The 16559-nt window shown below is 55.8% G+C and carries 17 protein-coding genes and 1 pseudogene; 12 read left to right on the top strand and 6 right to left on the bottom strand.

Going from position 1 to position 16559, the window contains the following annotated elements; genetic code table 11:
- From A3220_RS15065 to A3220_RS15055, 3 genes are all read right to left on the bottom strand, one after another.
- The coding region (locus A3220_RS15065) for a PAS domain S-box protein (RefSeq protein ID WP_128082441.1) at positions 1–2064 on the bottom strand (2064 nt) is incomplete at its 3' end.
- Positions 2065–2100: 36 nt separating this feature from the next.
- Complete coding sequence (locus tag A3220_RS15060) at positions 2101–3123, bottom strand: tripartite tricarboxylate transporter substrate binding protein (protein ID WP_084812792.1); 1023 nt, start codon at positions 3121–3123, stop codon at positions 2101–2103.
- A gap of 22 nt (positions 3124–3145) precedes the next feature.
- Positions 3146–3613 (bottom strand): YchJ family protein, encoded by a 468-nt coding sequence (locus A3220_RS15055; RefSeq protein WP_062375617.1) that lies wholly within the window; start codon positions 3611–3613, stop codon positions 3146–3148.
- Between the two features lie 154 nt (positions 3614–3767).
- Between A3220_RS15055 and A3220_RS15050 the strand changes: the two genes are divergently transcribed.
- Complete coding sequence (locus A3220_RS15050; protein ID WP_062361848.1) at positions 3768–4079, top strand: hypothetical protein; 312 nt, start codon at positions 3768–3770, stop codon at positions 4077–4079.
- Positions 4080–4159: 80 nt separating this feature from the next.
- On the opposite strand, the gene argE is transcribed toward A3220_RS15050, so the two are convergent.
- On the bottom strand, positions 4160–5329 hold the full coding sequence (gene argE, locus A3220_RS15045) for an acetylornithine deacetylase (RefSeq protein ID WP_062361852.1): 1170 nt from the start codon (positions 5327–5329) through the stop codon (positions 4160–4162).
- A gap of 202 nt (positions 5330–5531) precedes the next feature.
- Here argE and ugpB point away from each other — a divergent pair, with 202 nt between their 5' ends.
- The 11 genes and pseudogenes from ugpB (at position 5532) to A3220_RS14995 (ending at position 13962) form a co-directional block, all read left to right on the top strand.
- Positions 5532–6857, top strand: coding sequence for a sn-glycerol-3-phosphate ABC transporter substrate-binding protein UgpB (gene ugpB / locus A3220_RS15040; RefSeq protein ID WP_062375614.1), 1326 nt, complete (start codon positions 5532–5534; stop codon positions 6855–6857).
- A gap of 98 nt (positions 6858–6955) precedes the next feature.
- Positions 6956–7840, top strand: a complete 885-nt coding sequence (gene ugpA, locus A3220_RS15035; protein ID WP_044628793.1) for a sn-glycerol-3-phosphate ABC transporter permease UgpA — start codon at positions 6956–6958, stop codon at positions 7838–7840.
- Between the two features lie 27 nt (positions 7841–7867).
- Positions 7868–8710 carry a sn-glycerol-3-phosphate ABC transporter permease UgpE gene (gene ugpE / locus A3220_RS15030; protein ID WP_054641590.1) on the top strand — a complete coding sequence of 281 codons (843 nt, stop codon included), beginning with the start codon at positions 7868–7870 and terminating at the stop codon, positions 8708–8710.
- Between the two features lie 2 nt (positions 8711–8712).
- On the top strand, positions 8713–9768 hold the full coding sequence (locus A3220_RS15025; RefSeq protein ID WP_044628795.1) for a sn-glycerol-3-phosphate import ATP-binding protein UgpC: 1056 nt from the start codon (positions 8713–8715) through the stop codon (positions 9766–9768).
- Between the two features lie 139 nt (positions 9769–9907).
- Positions 9908–10171, top strand: a pseudogene (locus A3220_RS17030) (transposase); the annotation flags it as partial.
- A gap of 30 nt (positions 10172–10201) precedes the next feature.
- Positions 10202–11365, top strand: a complete 1164-nt coding sequence (locus A3220_RS15015; RefSeq protein ID WP_062375612.1) for a glycosyltransferase family 1 protein — start codon at positions 10202–10204, stop codon at positions 11363–11365.
- A complete protein-coding gene (locus tag A3220_RS15010) occupies positions 11328–11867 on the top strand; it encodes a phosphatase PAP2 family protein (RefSeq protein ID WP_044628798.1) in 540 nt (179 codons plus the stop codon). Before A3220_RS15015 ends, A3220_RS15010 begins: the two co-directional genes overlap by 38 nt.
- Before the next feature lie 935 nt (positions 11868–12802).
- Positions 12803–12934 (top strand): entericidin A/B family lipoprotein, encoded by a 132-nt coding sequence (locus A3220_RS15005; protein WP_044628799.1) that lies wholly within the window; start codon positions 12803–12805, stop codon positions 12932–12934.
- A gap of 6 nt (positions 12935–12940) precedes the next feature.
- Positions 12941–13468 (top strand): alpha/beta fold hydrolase, encoded by a 528-nt coding sequence (locus A3220_RS15000; RefSeq protein WP_054645276.1) that lies wholly within the window; start codon positions 12941–12943, stop codon positions 13466–13468.
- Positions 13469–13565: 97 nt separating this feature from the next.
- On the top strand, positions 13566–13733 hold the full coding sequence (locus tag A3220_RS17320) for a DUF6435 family protein (RefSeq protein ID WP_128082440.1): 168 nt from the start codon (positions 13566–13568) through the stop codon (positions 13731–13733).
- A 4-nt stretch (positions 13734–13737) separates the two neighbouring features.
- Positions 13738–13962 carry a hypothetical protein gene (locus tag A3220_RS14995; protein ID WP_062375607.1) on the top strand — a complete coding sequence of 75 codons (225 nt, stop codon included), beginning with the start codon at positions 13738–13740 and terminating at the stop codon, positions 13960–13962.
- Here A3220_RS14995 and ntrC read toward each other — a convergent pair.
- Positions 13959–15389 (bottom strand): nitrogen regulation protein NR(I), encoded by a 1431-nt coding sequence (gene ntrC / locus A3220_RS14990; protein ID WP_058578629.1) that lies wholly within the window; start codon positions 15387–15389, stop codon positions 13959–13961. The two genes, A3220_RS14995 and ntrC, sit on opposite strands and share 4 nt — an antisense overlap.
- A complete protein-coding gene (glnL, locus tag A3220_RS14985; protein ID WP_062375604.1) occupies positions 15386–16444 on the bottom strand; it encodes a nitrogen regulation protein NR(II) in 1059 nt (352 codons plus the stop codon). The genes ntrC and glnL overlap by 4 nt, the downstream gene beginning before the upstream one ends.
- Positions 16445–16559 lie beyond the last annotated feature (115 nt).

The raw sequence follows: 16559 nt of genomic DNA, 5'->3' as shown, positions 1-16559 counted from the left end.
ATCTTTGCGGTAATTACATAGCGTCACCTGGGTCTCACGCTGCTCCTGAATACCACAACGTAGCTTAGCGACCATGGCAGGATCGCTATCAGGCCCCTGCAAAAAACGGCAATTCTGGCCAATCACTTCACTTTGTGAGTAACCCGTCATAGTGCTAAAAGCTTGGTTAGCATACACAATCGGCACATCAGGCTGGCTGGCATCAGCAATTACCACCCCGTTCACACTGGCCTCCACGCTGCGCTCAAGGATACGCAGCCGAGTCTGCTGCCTGCGTTTCTCTGTAACGTCTTGGGCGATACCGTAAACCCCTTCAACACTGCCATTCACTGTGATGGGTAAGCTGATCAAATCCAGAATACGACGCTGCGATTGACTATCGGTGATGGTAATTTCATTACGTGAAATACCGCCCTGCAGAACGTGCTTAAAATACGATTTGATATAATCACGCCCATGCTCTTCTACAAAGTCAGAGAAATGACGCGCGACAACTTCCTCAAGAGGAAAGCCGATCACCTTGCCGCAGGTTGTATTGGCCGTCATGAAATAGCCGCTTTTATCCAGCGAAAATACCGCGTCCGGATGATGTACAAACAGCGAACGGTAGCGCTGCTCACTCTCCTCAAGGGAGTGACGAGCCGCCGCCAGCTCTCTTGCGCGGGCGGTACTTGCCCCGGCTAATCCCACACTAAATGCCAGCAACCAGCTCATCACCAAGCCACCCACCGTGACGCTAATGGGCATTACACCTAATAAATACCAGTTGTAATGCTGGCCTGGGTAGGCGCGCAGCGTTAGGTTAACGCCCCCTGGCAGCCCAGCCAGACGGCTTGCCAATACCAATGAGGAATAAGTGATGTTAGCTCTAGCAAACCCGGAGGGATGAAGCGTCAGCAGCAGTTGCTCGCCTCGGCTGACGCTGACCTGAAATGGCCCTAAGGCTAACCGCAGCTCATTATTCAGCAACGTGCTTAAATCTATCGCGGCCAATAGCTGTTGCGATTGGCTAGAGACAGGAATGGCCATCAGCATCATGCTGCGCTGCTGGTTATCGGGCACTAGCAAGCGCGGGCGCTCAAAAGGAATACTGAGCCAAGATTGTACGGTGGGCTTGCTGAGCTGGCTCAATAGCCAGTCGCCGTTCTCTTCATTGCGCCCCTGCGACCAGATTACCCTGCCCTGGTCATCAGCCAGCGCAATCTCTATTAAACTCAGCGTATCGCGAAAATAGTTTTGGGCATCTTGTTCAAACAGGCCTTCGCTCTGGCCCTGGTCAGCAGAGACAATCTCTAGCCGCTCGGCCATGCGCTGCATTAACCGAAGCTGCTCTGTCATGGCCTGCTCAGCGTTAAGCTGAACACTATCTAGTAGATAGCTCGCCTGCTTCTCAATTGAGTCACGCTGGTGCATGCTAAGCAGAAGCCACGCCAAGCTGCTAGCCAGCACACCTGCCAACCCGACTATAACGGTTAACCGGCCAGGGCTTAGGCGTGCAGCACGATGTCGCCAGCCTGCCACCAATAGAGCAGCCCCTAACAGCACAATAAATACCAGGACTGCGATGGGCGAAGAGCTAAACAGCGGTTGATACAGCTCATCGCTTTGCCAAAGCTGGGCCAGCACAAAGCCGCCAAAAAGCAGGAGCCCAACCCCTGTGATCCGCCATAACAAGCGCCATGGTGAACTGCCAACGCCGCCCCCCAAACAAGCACTAACCCAAAGCAAAAAGAGCGTTGATAGCGAGGTTATGCGCCTTTCGCCGGTAATCAGTGACTCGGCAACCCCTTGATCAAGAGAGTTATGGGCCAGGGTATATGCCGTGAGCGCCAACAGTGCGCCTGCAGCGCCCCAACGCAGCCAAGGCCAGTGGCACAATGTCGCCAATAAGCTCATGCCGATCAAGAGGATCGCCAACGAAGCATCAGGAACCAACATAGGCCCAAGCAGCATCTTCGGCAGCACAAGCCCTACCAACAGACCTGCGCCGCCCATAAAGAGCAGCGTCGCTGACACCATTAATAGCAGCGTCTCAGCTGCTAAGTCACGCGTGTTTGATGGCATGAATCCCACTCGCTCCTGTGCGTGGTCAGTCGGCTGCTAGCGTTCAAACGAAACAGCCTCCGCCAGCGCTTTAAGCTGCTGGTATTGTTCATCAAGGTAGCGTCCGTAAGCTTCTCGCGGCCGGAAATCTACGCCGGAACCGTGGATATGCTGCAGTGTATGGGCAAGCGATGGTTGGGCTAGGGCCTGTTCAAATGCGCCTGCCAATCGCGCAAGACGTTCTGGTGGTGTATCCAACGGGGCAAACAAGCCTCGATCAGTCGTATTCACTAACTCAACGCCTTGCTCCATGAGCGTTGGCACCTGCGGCAATGCCGACAGGCGCGTTTCGCTGGCAACGCCAAGGGGGGTGAGTGCTCCCGCTTTGAACAGCTGGCTTGCTGACGGCAAATTCAGCATCGCGAAATCCAATTCGCCGCCTAACAGAGCCACTACCTGTGCACCGGTATCGGGATAGTGCACAAACTGTACGTCGTCGATCGAAATACCCGTTTGCTCAAAAAACTGTAACCAGAAAAAGTGATCCGTTGAGTGCGGTATCATGCCAAACAACAACTCGCCGGGCTGCTGCTCCACCATGGCGGCAATTTGGCTGGCCTGAGTAACAGAGTGCCCTGCATAGGTCGCGGGAATATTAACGGTGCGTGTTAATAGTGCCACTGGTGCAAAGGCATCGTGGTAGTAATCCGCAAAGCCAGCAAAGTAGGCAAGATCAATCGTTTGATGGCTGCCAAGCAGAGTGTAGCCATCAGCGGGCGCCTCTTTAACAAACTGCGAGCCAAGCGTTGCGCCATTACCCGGCATATTGATTGGCGTAACCGGCACTTCCAGATACGTTTGCGCTTGCTCTGCGATCGCCCGGAACAGCACATCCGTAGCGCCGCCTTCGCCAAACGGCACCACCAGGGTAATATCAGAAGCAGGAAAAGGGGCGCTGTTCAGCTCTGCCTGATCACTCGCTTGGGTGCTGACAGGCAGCCCAATACCAAGAGCGACCGCAAAGGAAGTGCGTAGCAGTATCCTACGGCAAATAGTCAACAGTACCTGCAAAGCGTTCACCCCCTCTCCTGCCTCATACTACTTAGCCCTGCTGGCAACATACCTTGAATTTTCGCCCACTGCCACACGGGCAAGGCTCATTCCGGCGTGGTTTTAAACGCATGACACTAGGCGTACCGTCGATATACCACCAGCGCCCCTCTTCCCGTACAAAACGCGAGACTTCCTCTAGCACATGCCAGCCACCCGACTCACGAAAAGTGGCGCGAAAATGCACGGAGCCTTGGTCATTTTGCACGGTTGGCGCGGCCACAATATCGAGCGCGACCCACTGGGTATCAGAATCGAGTGGTAGCTGCTGAGGGCGGGTCGAGGAATGCCAGGTGGCAAGCAGGTAGTCACGCTGATTCAACGCGAAAGCAGTGTATCGTGATCGCATCAGCGCTTCAGGTGTTGGCGGTAAGATACGCCCTTGATGATAGGGCTGGCAGCAAGTATCAAACGGTTTATCGCTACCACAAGGGCAACTTTTAGTCAGTGGATGAGTCATAGTGTGGCTCTTGCTTATGCATTTAGCAGGCGCTGTAGATGTTTTGTTTCGGTATTGGCCCTGAGTTGGGTATAGTAGCAGAGCAAGATCCCTAGACAGACGGAGTACGACAACACGATCGATCATTCTTTCCAAACGCAGTGGAGGTTCTCCTATGAAGGTTTACAAACCGGAATGGCAGTGCACGTTTAGCGTAAACGAAGGCGCGGAAGAATCAGCAAACTGGAAAGAGCGAATCGCGTGGCGGCTTAGAGGGTTTGCCGACCGGCTAGAAGGCGGTGGCCGCACGATAAAAATCGACTACAACGTCTCACCACAGGTGAGCCGTGACGAAGTAGATACCTGCTTGGGGAAAGGGTTTGAAGTCACGCAACGGCTGCTTACCCAGCTTGCCCATCAACAGGCGTGCGAAGATGTGATGCGCCATGCGAAAGCCGAGCTTTACGAAGAGCAGCATCAGCACTAACAGCCAGACCGTAAGCGTCTCAAGAAAACACCCGCCCGATCACACTGGCGGGTGTTTTTTATTGGGTGCAAATAAACGCGTTAGCCTGAATATGGCGTTTCCAGAGCGCTGCCTAAGCGCTGCATAAACGCACTACATTCATCGAGCTGCGCCGTTTCAATATACTCATCCGGCTGGTGGGCCTGGGCAATACTGCCCGGCCCTAAAATGATGGTTTGCAGCCCCTGCCCCTGGAACTGTCCGGCCTCCGTCGCATAGGCCACCGCGTGCTGGCAGCAGCCGCTGGGCAGGTGATCCTGCGCTAACCGCAGCACCTGCTGATTGTCTCGGTCGGCCAGCCCCGGTACCGTCACGTTCAGCGGTTCAGTAATAATTTCCACGGTTTTGCCCTGAGCACTTAACGCCTCACTGAGCATTGCGCAGTAGTCGCTAAAGCGCCCGTACACCTCTTCAAAGGTTTCTGTGGGTAGGTGGCGAATTTCCCACTCGAACTGGCACTCCCGAGCCATGATATTAATGGCCGTGCCGCCTTTGATTTTACCCACATGCAGACTGGTATGGGGCACGTTAAAGGCATGATCCACCCGTCCCTCTTCCACTAGCACTGCCATAGTATCTTCAATAAAGGTGACTAGCCTTGCCGCCACATGAATGGCGGACGTACCTTGATTCACTTGGCTGCTGTGCGCTTCACGGCCAATCACTGTGGTACGCAGGTTGGTCGCACCTTTTTGCGCCACCACCGGCTGCATGCTGGTGGGCTCGCCGACAATCACGTGGGCCGTGGTGGAGTAGTGCTCATAAAAGCGCTTAATCAGGCTGGGGGCGCCCACGCAGCCGATCTCTTCGTCATAAGAGAAGCCGAAGTAGATCGGCTGCTTCAGCGGTGCCTTCGCCCAGGTGGGCACCATGGCGAGCGCGCAGGCAATAAAGCCCTTCATATCGCAAGTGCCGCGGCCATACAAACGGCCATCACCGCCATCGCGCAGGGTAAACGGGTCGCTGCTCCACGGCTGCCCTACGACGGGCACCACATCCGTATGCCCGGAAAGCATCACCCCGCCGGGCGCATCAGGGCCGATGCGGGCAATCAGGTTGGCTTTGGTACCGCAGGGGCTCATCACACGCTCAGCGGTCACGCCGTAATCGGCTAAATAGCGCTCAACAAACTCAATCAGCGCCAGGTTCGACTCGCTAGAGGTGGTATCAAACGCCACCAGTTGGGTCAGCAGCGCAGTTACGTTCGTCATGTTTATCTCGTTGGTTAGGCTTTTTAGCCACCCTAGCACCCCGCATTCCCTTTGCCTACTGAGCGCTACCAGCGTCTCGCCGAATGTTGTCCGTCACGACAAGTTCACCGTGCATTCATGAAATCGTCATCTACACTTTCTACTGTTCAGTGCACCCAAAAACCTTAATAAACGTACTGCGCACGACCTACAAGGAGCCGTTATGTCTCGTTTCACGTTGCACGCGCTTGCCCTCGGTGTGGCGACCGCCACGTTAAGTGTTTCCGCCAATGCCGCTACCGAAGTGACCTGGTGGCACGCGATGGGCGGTCAACTCGGTGAAATTCTGGAAGGCATGACCGAGGAGTTCAACGCCTCTCAAGACGAGTACCGCGTGACGCCCAGCTACCGCGGCAACTACACCGAAACCATGACCGGCGCCATTGCAGCGTTCCGCGCAGGCGAGCAGCCGCACATCCTGCAGGTGTTTGAAGTCGGCACCGGCACCATGATGAACGCCGAAGGGGCGATTTATCCGGTGTATGAGCTGATGGAAGCTCATGGCCGTGCGTTTGATCGCGAAGCCTTCCTGCCCGCCGTGGTGGGCTACTACACCGATACCAACGACAATATGCTGTCGTTCCCGTTTAACTCCTCCACGCCCATCATGTACTACAACCGCGATGTGTTCGAAGAAGCCGGCCTAGACCCAGAACAGCCGCCGCAAACCTGGGAAGAGCTCGCAGAGTACGCCACTCAAATTACCGAGTCTGGTGCTGCTAACTGCGGCTTTACCACCTCTTGGCCGAGCTGGGTGATGCTGGAGAACTTCTCCGCTATGCACAACTCGCCGTTGGGTACGCTGGAAAACGGCTTTGGCGGCCTGGACACCGAGCTGAACTTCAACAACGAGCTGGTCGCCCGCCACTGGGACAACCTGAAAACCTGGCAAGACGCTGGCGCGTTCAAATGGGGCGGCCCGGGTTCTGGCCCGGATGCCGAACCCATGTTCTACTCCCAGGAGTGCGCGATCTTCTTTGGCTCCTCTGCTTCCCGTGCCGACGTCGCTGCCAATGCCGACTTCGAAGTGGGCTTTGGCATGCAGCCCTACTACGACGACGTAGAAGGTGCGCCGCAAAACTCCATCATTGGCGGGGCTACCTTGTGGGCTTTGCAAGGCCACACCGATGAGGAGTACGCCGCCGTAGCAGCGTTTTTCGAGTATCTCTCCCAGCCGGAAGTTCAGGCCGAGTGGCACCAGCAGACCGGCTACCTGCCGATCACGCAAGCCGCTTGGGATCTGAGCCAAGAGCAGGGTTACTACGATGAGAACCCCGGTGCGGATATTTCGCTCAAGCAGATGACGCTGAACGAGCCCACCGAGAACTCCAAAGGCCTGCGCTTTGGCAACTTCGTCCAGATCCGCGACATCATCTCTGAAGAGATGGAAGCTGTGATGACCGGCAACAAGTCGGGCCAAGAAGCGGCCGATGCGGCAGTAGAGCGCGGCAACCAACTACTGCGCGACTTTGAATCCGCGAATCAGTAAGTAAGCACCTGCTTCGCCGCCTGCCCTTGGCAGGCGGCGAGCCTGTTTTTAAGTGCCCCACTTATTGGTGCCGTTTATAGACGCAGGATACGTTGCCTATGCAAACCAAACGCATGACCTTCCCAGGGCGTTTTTTGCCCTACGCCCTGCTGGCTCCTCAGGTCATTGTCACGCTGATTTTCTTTATCTGGCCGGCCGGACAAGCGCTCTATCAGTCGCTACTTCGTGAAGATGCTTTTGGGCTACGCACGACCTTCGTGGGGCTGGAGAATTTTTCCCGCCTGTTTCGTGACGGCAACTATCTCAACTCGCTCTCGGTGACGGCCATTTTTGCCATTGGCACCACGCTGCTGTCCATGGCGGCGGCGCTGCTGCTGGCCTGCACGGTGAATCGCATGATTCGCTCGCGCAGCACCTACACCACACTACTGGTATGGCCCTATGCCATTGCCCCCGCCATTGCCGGGGTACTGTGGTGGTTCATCTTCAATCCCTCCATCGGCATCGTGCCTTATATGCTGGATATGGTGGGCTATCAGTGGAACCACCGAACCTCAGGGGCGGACGCCATGCTGCTGGTGATTTTTGCCGCCGCCTGGAAACAGATCTCCTATAACTTTCTGTTCTTCCTGGCCGGGCTGCAGTCGATCCCCCAATCGCTTATCGAAGCCGCCGCCATTGATGGTGCCAGCCCCATGAAGCGCTTCTGGACCATTGTGTTTCCCCTACTGTCTCCCACCACCTTCTTCCTGATGGTAGTGAACGTGGTGTACGCGATGTTCGATACCTTCGGGATTATTCACGCCACTACCCAGGGCGGCCCCGCCCAGGCCACCAACACACTAGTGTACAAGGTGTACGCCGATGGTTTCGTGGGCCTGAACCTGGGGTCATCTGCCGCGCAGTCGGTGATTTTGATGGTGATTGTGGTCGCACTCACGGTGGTGCAGTTCCGCTTTATTGAGCGCCGGGTGAACTACTAGCCGCAGGCTGACTGTTGGAGTCTTGTCATGGTTGAAAATCGTCCCTGGGCGAACTTTTTTGCCCACTTAACGCTGATGCTCGGCGTCGCGGTGGTGGTGTTTCCCGTCTACGTAGCGCTGGTGGCCTCGACCCAAGCGCCGGGCGACCTGCTACGCGGCACGCTACCAATGTTGCCAGGTGCCCACGGCATCGAAAACTTTACCCGTATGTGGCAATCCGGCGTCTCAAACGCGGGCGCGCCGCCGGCCGGCACCATGCTATGGAACAGCTTCATCATGGCCATGGCGATTACCGTGGGTAAGCTGTCGATCTCGCTGCTTTCCGCGTTTGCGATTGTCTACTTCCGCTTCCGCTTTCGGATGTTCTTCTTCTGGCTGATTTTCATCACGCTGATGCTACCCGTCGAAGTCCGCATTATTCCGACATTTCAGGTCGTTGCAGATCTCAATATGCTAAACAGCTTCGCGGGGCTTTCGATACCGCTGATTGCTTCCGCCACCGCGACGTTTCTGTTTCGGCAGTTTTTCATGACCATCCCCGAGGAGATGTTGGAAGCGGCCCGGGTGGATGGCGCAGGCCCACTGAAATTCTTCAAAGACATTTTGATGCCGCTCTCCATCACCAATATCGCCGCACTGTTCGTGATCATGTTTATTTACGGCTGGAACCAGTATCTGTGGCCGCTGCTGATCACCACCGACCCGGACTACTACACCATTGTGATGGGCATTCAGCGCATGACCTCTGAAGAGAACCCCCAGTGGCACCTTATTATGGCCGCCGTGGTGATGGCGGCTCTGCCACCGGTATTAGTGATTCTGTTTATGCAACGCCTGTTTGTGAAAGGCCTGACCGAGACGGAGAAATAACCATGGCCAGCATTACCTTGGAAGGGCTGAAAAAAACCTACGCGGGCAACGTGGCAGCGGTCAAAGGCGTCGATTTACATATCCAAGATGGCGAGTTTGTGGTGCTGGTGGGGCCTTCTGGCTGCGGTAAATCCACGCTGCTGCGCATGGTGGCAGGCCTGGAGAGCATCACTGAAGGCACGTTAAAGATCGGCGAGCGAGTGGTGAACCAACTTGAGCCCGCCGAGCGGGATATCGCCATGGTGTTCCAAAACTACGCCCTCTACCCGCATATGACGGTGTACAACAACCTGGCATATGGCCTGAAGAATCGCGGCTTCAAGAAAGACGACATCGACCAGCGGGTGCGCACGGCGGCCAAGATGCTGGAGATTGAGGACTTTTTGGAGCGCAAACCGCGCAAGCTATCCGGCGGCCAGCGCCAGCGGGTGGCGATGGGCCGTGCGTTAGTGCGCGAGCCCGCCGCGTTTCTGTTTGACGAACCGCTCTCTAACCTGGATGCCAAGCTGCGCGTGCAGATGCGCGTTGAGATCAAGCAGCTTCAGCGGCGGTTAAAAACCACCAGCCTCTATGTGACCCACGACCAGCTCGAGGCGATGACGCTGGGGGATAGGCTCGTGGTGCTCAATGCTGGTCAGATCGAGCAGGTGGGCACCCCGATGGAGATCTACGCCCGTCCGGCCACTATGTTTGTGGCGGAATTTATTGGCTCACCGGCTATGAACATGCTGCCGCTGGATTACCTTGCGCAGCAGGATACCCAGGGCGTGCTGAGCCAGTTGCCGAAAGAGACTGATACCGTCGGCATCCGCCCAGACGATATGCAGCTCGCCCCGCCAGCCGCGCCCTATATAACGCTGAACGCTACCTTGATGCTGTTTGAAGCCGCCGGGGCAGAGAGCCATCTCTACCTAAACTTGGCAGGCAGCGACCAACCTACGGTGGTGCGTACCGCAGGCCAGCCGCCGGTCAGCGAAGGTGAAACGCTGCAGGTGTACGTGACCAGCGATGCGCTTCACCCGTTCAACAGCACCACCGGCAAGCGCACCGCCCATTAGTACGCAGCGCCTTAGGCGGGTAACAACGTTACTCGCCTAAGGCGCAGTCGGTACCGCTATGCCCCAATCCTATTCGCATGGCCGATACCGGCATGGTTACCTGGGTATTCAAAAAAGAGACGAGCACAAGCACCGCAACGACGTCTCTTGGTATATTGCCAAACGGCCTGGCACCCGCCAGAAGCGAGATGCCAGGCGACAGAAAGTCGAAAAAATCAAAGCCAGTATCCGTGCCAAGATGGAGCACCCCTTTCGGTACATCAAACACGTTTTTGGTTATGGCAAGGCTCGCTATCGTGGACTGGCCAAAAACACTCAGCGCCTCACTTACTGCATGATGGCTGTCTGTCATCGCTTGTTCACTTGCCTGTCTTGGCAGTGTCATTGTGCCCGCGCAACATAATGAGAAACGTGATAAAGGGACGAATCGCTCATGCGGCTCTGTATCGTTAGCGAAACATGGTCTCCAGAAATTAACGGCGTTGCGCATACTCTCAACCGGATATGTCGTGAGCTGCAGCGGCTGGGCGTCACAATGGATGTGATTCGCCCTAAGCCTAAGGCACCCGGCAGTGCCGCCTATGCCACCCAAGAACTACAGGTTAACCACCTGGCGCTGCCCGGCTATCGTGATGTTCAGGTGGGATTTGCTCGCCCGTCCACGTTGCAGCGGTTTTGGCAACAGCACCGGCCAGATGTGATTTATTTAGCCACCCAAGGCCCGCTCGGCTGGGCAGCTCGCCAGGCAGCGCAACAGTTGAGCATTCCGCTGGTGGCAGGTTGGCACACCAACTTCGATCATTACTGCCATGATTACGGCGCCTCTTGGCTCTCTGCCGCGACTCGCCGCTATTTGCGCTACTTTCACAATGGCTGCGCACTGACACTAGTGCCCACTCATCAGCAAGCCACAGCTTTACGCCAACAGGGTATCCATGAAGTACAGGTGCTCGCTCGGGGGATTGATGGGGAAAAATTCTCTCCAGCTCACCGTAGTGCAGAGCTGCGTAAGCAGTGGGGAGTTAGCGAGCACCAGCCGGTCGCCCTCTATGTCGGGCGACTCGCACCAGAGAAGAATCTGGCCCTGCTACAAGAAACGCTGCAAGCCATGCGCAATGTGCGCCCCGATATGGCACAGGTGATCGTTGGTGATGGCCCAGGGCTTGCACAGTTAGAGAAGGCACTCCCTGACGCACATTTCACCGGATTTGTGGATAAACATGAGCTAGCTTGCCACTACGCCAGTGCTGATATGTTTGTATTTCCTTCGCTGTCGGAAACGTGGGGCAACGTAGTAACGGAGGCAATGGCAAGCGGCTTGGCGGTAGTTGCTTATCGTCATGCAGCCAGCGCGGAGCTGATCCAAAACGGCCATAACGGGGTGACCGTAGCGCCTAACGACGCCCACGGTTTTCAAGAAGCGGCCGTGGCACTGTGCCAACACCCCGCCGATTACGCACGAATAGGAAGAGTTGCCCGTTTACGCGCGCTAGAACAAAGCTGGTCGGGCATTGCTGAGCAGTTTCTGCGCTACCTACACCATGCCCAGGAGGCCCACCATGCGAGCTCGCCCGCTTGTCGTATTCGATCGTCTTGACCTGTGGGAGTGGCGGTTTTGCCAACGGGTCACGCATCTCTCGCTCTACCGCCCCTGGCGGCTAATGCTGAAAACAGCCAGTAAGTTAGGCGACTGGCCGGTGTGGGTACTGCTGATTGCTGCCCAGCCCTGGCTTCAACCTGATGGCACGTGGCGGATGATGCAGTACTCGCTGATCGCCCTGGTAGCTGTCACGGTTTATAAACTGGTTAAAACCAAGCTGTGCCGAGAGCGCCCCTTTATCACTTACCTGGGAGGCGTACACTGCGGTGAACCCGCTCGAGATCGCTACAGTTTCCCCAGTGGCCACACCATGCACGCCGTCATGTTCAGCGTATTAGTGGCCGCCCACACCCCCTGGCTGCTGCCGATTGTTCTTCCACTCAGCCTACTCATTGCAATTTCTCGAGTGGGGCTAGGGCTGCATTATGTCAGCGATGTACTGGTTGGTGGCGTGATGGGCTATGGCTTTGCACTGCTGAGCCTTTATTGGATGGGGTAAGAGTCTCTACATGCCAACATGCAAAGCCACCCAAAAAAGGGTGGCTTTTTATTTATTACTCAATCACTTACATATCAGGCGGCATGTCGTCGCGATCCTCTGTAGCCGTCATAAATGATGTTTTAAACATCATGTACAGACCCACCCCCGAAAATCCTAGAAACAGCACGAACATGCAGAACATCAATACCATCACCATAGCGCTTGTCCCTGTCAGTGTGCGGCCGATGCGTTGACGTCTTATAACCGCTGATTTTGGTTTACCCGAAAGGATAGACCAAAATACTTTGCATATCTGTACAGGAACTATGCAACACCCCTAAGGCGAGAAAAAATATTATATAAATCAATGTATTAATGATTGAAAAATAAACGCAAAAAAACCACCTCACAGTTGCAAGATGGCTGTTTTGCATCGCTGCCACTCCTTGGCTTCGATGATCAGCACGGCCTTATGCTGATAAGAGTGAGCAGGCTAAGAGTCCATTCACGTCCGTGATGCTTACTGGGCCTCCTGCCCTCCTCTATTGCCTATTAGCCTGCTCACGCTTTGATGGGTTGGAACTTGGTTGCCAACAGTGAAATTGGTTAAATCATCAATGGTGACACTATAAGTATTAACACTTATAACACTGCAGGCATTGGGCCAATCATACCAATAAATAAAAAATATCTTTAATATCAATAAATTAAACAAAAAAATAAAAGCCCAGCCTAACCGAAATTGACAGAAAACTCAGGGATGACATGGATAATATTGACACATGCGACAAATGCGCACGGTTCACATCTATGCTAAGGAGAGATAAGCAGCGTTGGTAAAACGTTCCACCTCATGGCTACTTACCGGTGGCAACCCGCACCAACAGCGCTTATGTTACTCATCACACCATGACGCCCCAGCGGGGCATTATTTAGTAGAGAGGAAAGACCCAATGAAACGCACCATTGCGCTTGGCATACTCTTACTGGCCACACTACTCACCATTAGCGGCTGTAACACAGTTCGCGGTATGGGCCAGGATATTGAGCAGGGTGGTGAAGCCATTCAGCGTTCGGCGGATTAAACCATGATGATGACCGTCTACCTTTCACATGGCTTGGAGAGTGGCCCAGGGGCACTGAAAATGCAGGCGCTCAAGGGTATTGCTGAACAGCTTGATGACTGTGAGCCGGTCGTCATGGATTACCGGGGCATGGACGAGCCAGCCGAGCGATTGAAACACCTTACCGCTACTCTGCTGGCTCGTGGTGATGACCCCGCCCGCTGTGTATTAGCAGGCTCAAGCTTAGGCGGCTGGCTCAGCGCTGCCGCCAGTACGCAAACACCGGTGTTGGGCTGTTTTTTACTCGCCCCCGCGCTTGGCCTGCCTGAGTACCCAGAGACCTCACCGACGATTCAAGCCCAGCATACGCATATCATTCATGGCTGGCGTGATGATGTGGTACCCCCAGGCCCAGTGATTGAGCGTGCTCGCCTACAGCGCTTGTCACTGCGAATGATTGATGACGATCATCGCCTGCATAGCAGCCTGGACACTATCCTGGACGACTTTACACGCTTCTTAGCCCAGTGTGCGGACGCCCGCCCACCGGTTTAGCCTCAGCAACGCAATGGAAAACGAAAAAACGCGTACAGCAGTCAACATAAGCACCCAAAACCTATACAAAAAATATACGTTAAAAAGGAGAGTGCACATGCTTGGACTATTTAAGCGCGACCCAAAAAAGAAGCTTCAACAAGCGTACGAACGCAAGCTGCAAGCGGCGATGGAAGCTTCCCGCAACGGCGATATGCGCGCCAACGCCACACTGACAGAAGAGATTCTTGCCGACATCAACCGCCTTAAGGCTCAAGAGGGCTAACGCGGTGCGCATCAGTTTGGGTTTGGCTGCGCTGCTCACAGGCACCTTAACCACGCACGCCTACGGAAGCTGCCGCCATGGTGTGGAGCATCAGCTAGAAGGGCTGGGGATTCAACACACCTTCAGCCTGCTGCCCTGGGAACAGGCTGAGTGTGACCTCCCCGAGCCAACACTGGCCGATGCCGTGTTTGTACTCCCTGCCCCCATTTCCGCCGAGCCGATGCCCTAGGCGTCATCCGCCAACGCAGGCAGCAGCGTTTTTAGTTTACGGGTCAGCGTATTACGCCCCCAGCCCAGCAGCTCAGCGGCCTCGCCTTTGCGACCACCGGTATGTTTGAGTGCAGTTTCAATCAAAATGCGCTCGAAATCAGGTACCGCCTCTTCCAGCAGGTGCGTATGGCCTTCTGCCAAAGCATGATCAGCCCAATCGCGAAATGCTGAACGCCAATCACCGTGGACGCTACTTTCCGACGCACCGACCGTGCGTAGCTCTGGCGGCAGGTCTTCTACCAGGATTTCCCGGCCAGAGGCCATGACCGTTAACCAACGGCAGATATTTTCCAGCTGACGTACGTTGCCGGGCCACGGCAGCCGGGTTAAGTGCGCCTCTGCCTCAGGGGTCAGCACTTTGATATCGGTGGAAAGCTCTTTCGCCGCTTCGGCCAAAAAATGCCGGGTTAGCCGGGGAATATCTTCGCGGCGCTCGGCAAGGCGCGGTAGATGAACGCGAATCACGTTCAGACGGTGGAACAAGTCTTCACGAAAGCGCCCATCATCTACCAACGACTCTAGGTTCTGGTGGGTTGCCGCGATAATCCGCACATCAACTTTTACCGGGGTATGCCCGCCCACGCGGTAAAACTCGCCGTCGGCCAGCACGCGCAGCAGACGGGTTTGCGTCTCGGCGGGCATATCGCCGATTTCATCCAGAAACAGCGTGCCACCGTTGGCCTGCTCGAAGCGCCCTTGGCGCTGGGCAGCCGCCCCAGTAAACGCGCCTTTCTCATGGCCAAAAAGCTCGGACTCTATTAAGTCACGAGGAATTGCCGCCATATTCAAAGCAATAAACGGCTTGCCCGCCCTCGGGCTGTGCTGATGCAGCGCCTGGGCGACACGCTCTTTACCGGTGCCCGACTCACCGTTAATCAGTACCGTAATGTGCGAATGGGAGAGCCGCCCAATGGCGCGAAAGACTTCCTGCATGGCGGGCGCTTCACCGATGATCTCGGCGCTTAGGCCTTCCGGCACGCTCACCGGCCGCTGGCGTTCACGGGCGTGGGCTACCGCACGGCGTACCAGCGCCAGCGCCTCATCCACATCAAACGGCTTGGGCAAGTACTCAAACGCCCCCCCCTGATAAGAGGCCACGGCGCTATCTAAATCGGAGTGAGCGGTCATGACAATGACCGGCAGGTCCGGGTGGGCTTCGCGAACCCGTGACATTAAATCCAGCCCATCAATCCCCGGCATGCGAATATCGGTCACCAACACATCCGGTGGGCTTTCCAGCAGCCGTGCCAGCGCTGTGTCGGCACGCTCAATACACTCGACCTCTAGGTCTGGCTGCGCCAGTGCGCGCTCCAGCACCCAACGGATAGCGCGGTCATCATCGACAATAACCACCCGTGCAACATCGGTACGTGTCGCCTCAGTCATGACGCTTCTCCGGTGCAATTAATAACTAATGGAATCAGTAAACGAAATTCGGTATGTCCAGGTCGTGAGTCGCATTCGATCAATCCCTGATGTTGATACAAAATTGACTGAGCAATGGATAGCCCCAAACCGCTGCCTTCCGCGCGGCCAGACACCATCGGGTAAAAGAGGGTTTCGCGTAGGCTTTCAGGAATGCCAGGGCCGTTATCAATCACGCCGACTTCGCTCACTAGCCGGTGCCGCTCGGCGCCTAAAGTGAACTGGCGCCGGGCACGGGTGCGCAGAATCAGCTCCGGTGAGGGGGTCTCTGCATCGCTCATGGCCTGCACCGCGTTACGCGCCACGTTCAATACCGCTTGAATCATTTGCGACTCATCACCGGAAAGATCCGGCAGGCTGGGGTCGTAATCACGGTTGACGGTGACATCGGGATGCTCGGCAATCAGCAGCGCTCGCACTCGCTCCAGCACTTTATGGATATTGACCGGCTCATGTTTAATGATGCGGTTCGGGCCCAGCATGGAATCAACCAAATCTCGTAAGCGGTCGACTTCTTCGACGATGATATGGGTAAATTCCCGCAGCGCCGGGTCGTCTAAATCACGCTCCAGCAGTTGCGCCGCACCGCGAATGCCGCCTAATGGGTTTTTCACCTCGTGGGCCAAGCCCCGCGCCAGCACCTTAATGGTCTCTTGGCGGGTGGTGAGCGCCTCTTCGCGGGAGATCTGCATCAAGCGGTCTCGCGGCTCGACTTCCAGCAGCAGCTCATCGGCTGAGAGGGGCGTTACCGTATAGTCCACCGTGAGCGGCTCACTATTGAGCGGCGTGACACGCGCTTCCCGCTGGGTATAGGGGTGAAAGGCATCCCGCGCTTTGGCCAATACCTCATCAATACTTTCCCCACCGCCTAGCAAGGTATCTAGACTAATACCCTGCACACGGCTAAAGCTCACCGCTAGCAGCGCTTCCGCCGCTGGGTTCATCCAGCGGACACGGAGTTCACCGTCGAGCAGTAGCACTGCGGTGGTGAGATGTTCTAATAAGCGCTGATACATGGCGTGTCCTGAAACGTCGCTCTAATAATAGTGTGATGAACACTAGCGTGATGGGATCGTTGAGAGAGGAACTGCAAAAAGCGCGCCAATTAAGCACAAACGGCGGCATGCACGG

The organism is Halomonas sp. KX33721 (genome assembly GCF_001596805.1).
Taxonomy (GTDB): domain Bacteria; phylum Pseudomonadota; class Gammaproteobacteria; order Pseudomonadales; family Halomonadaceae; genus Vreelandella; species Vreelandella aquamarina.
This window is presented reverse-complemented; position numbering and strand designations above follow the sequence as displayed.

What these genes read in the sequence shown, in the direction of transcription:
- A3220_RS15055 (WP_062375617.1), bottom strand. Translation starts at nt 3,613, where the DNA reads ATGACTCATCCACTGACTAAAAGTTGCCCTTGTGGTAGCGATAAACCG.
- A3220_RS15050 (WP_062361848.1), top strand. Translation starts at nt 3,768, where the DNA reads ATGAAGGTTTACAAACCGGAATGGCAGTGCACGTTTAGCGTAAACGAA.
- argE (WP_062361852.1), bottom strand. Translation starts at nt 5,329, where the DNA reads ATGACGAACGTAACTGCGCTGCTGACCCAACTGGTGGCGTTTGATACC.
- ugpB (WP_062375614.1), top strand. Translation starts at nt 5,532, where the DNA reads ATGTCTCGTTTCACGTTGCACGCGCTTGCCCTCGGTGTGGCGACCGCC.
- ugpA (WP_044628793.1), top strand. Translation starts at nt 6,956, where the DNA reads ATGCAAACCAAACGCATGACCTTCCCAGGGCGTTTTTTGCCCTACGCC.
- ugpE (WP_054641590.1), top strand. Translation starts at nt 7,868, where the DNA reads ATGGTTGAAAATCGTCCCTGGGCGAACTTTTTTGCCCACTTAACGCTG.
- A3220_RS15025 (WP_044628795.1), top strand. Translation starts at nt 8,713, where the DNA reads ATGGCCAGCATTACCTTGGAAGGGCTGAAAAAAACCTACGCGGGCAAC.
- A3220_RS15015 (WP_062375612.1), top strand. Translation starts at nt 10,202, where the DNA reads ATGCGGCTCTGTATCGTTAGCGAAACATGGTCTCCAGAAATTAACGGC.
- A3220_RS15010 (WP_044628798.1), top strand. Translation starts at nt 11,328, where the DNA reads ATGCGAGCTCGCCCGCTTGTCGTATTCGATCGTCTTGACCTGTGGGAG.
- A3220_RS15005 (WP_044628799.1), top strand. Translation starts at nt 12,803, where the DNA reads ATGAAACGCACCATTGCGCTTGGCATACTCTTACTGGCCACACTACTC.
- A3220_RS15000 (WP_054645276.1), top strand. Translation starts at nt 12,941, where the DNA reads ATGATGACCGTCTACCTTTCACATGGCTTGGAGAGTGGCCCAGGGGCA.
- A3220_RS17320 (WP_128082440.1), top strand. Translation starts at nt 13,566, where the DNA reads ATGCTTGGACTATTTAAGCGCGACCCAAAAAAGAAGCTTCAACAAGCG.
- ntrC (WP_058578629.1), bottom strand. Translation starts at nt 15,389, where the DNA reads ATGACTGAGGCGACACGTACCGATGTTGCACGGGTGGTTATTGTCGAT.
- glnL (WP_062375604.1), bottom strand. Translation starts at nt 16,444, where the DNA reads ATGTATCAGCGCTTATTAGAACATCTCACCACCGCAGTGCTACTGCTC.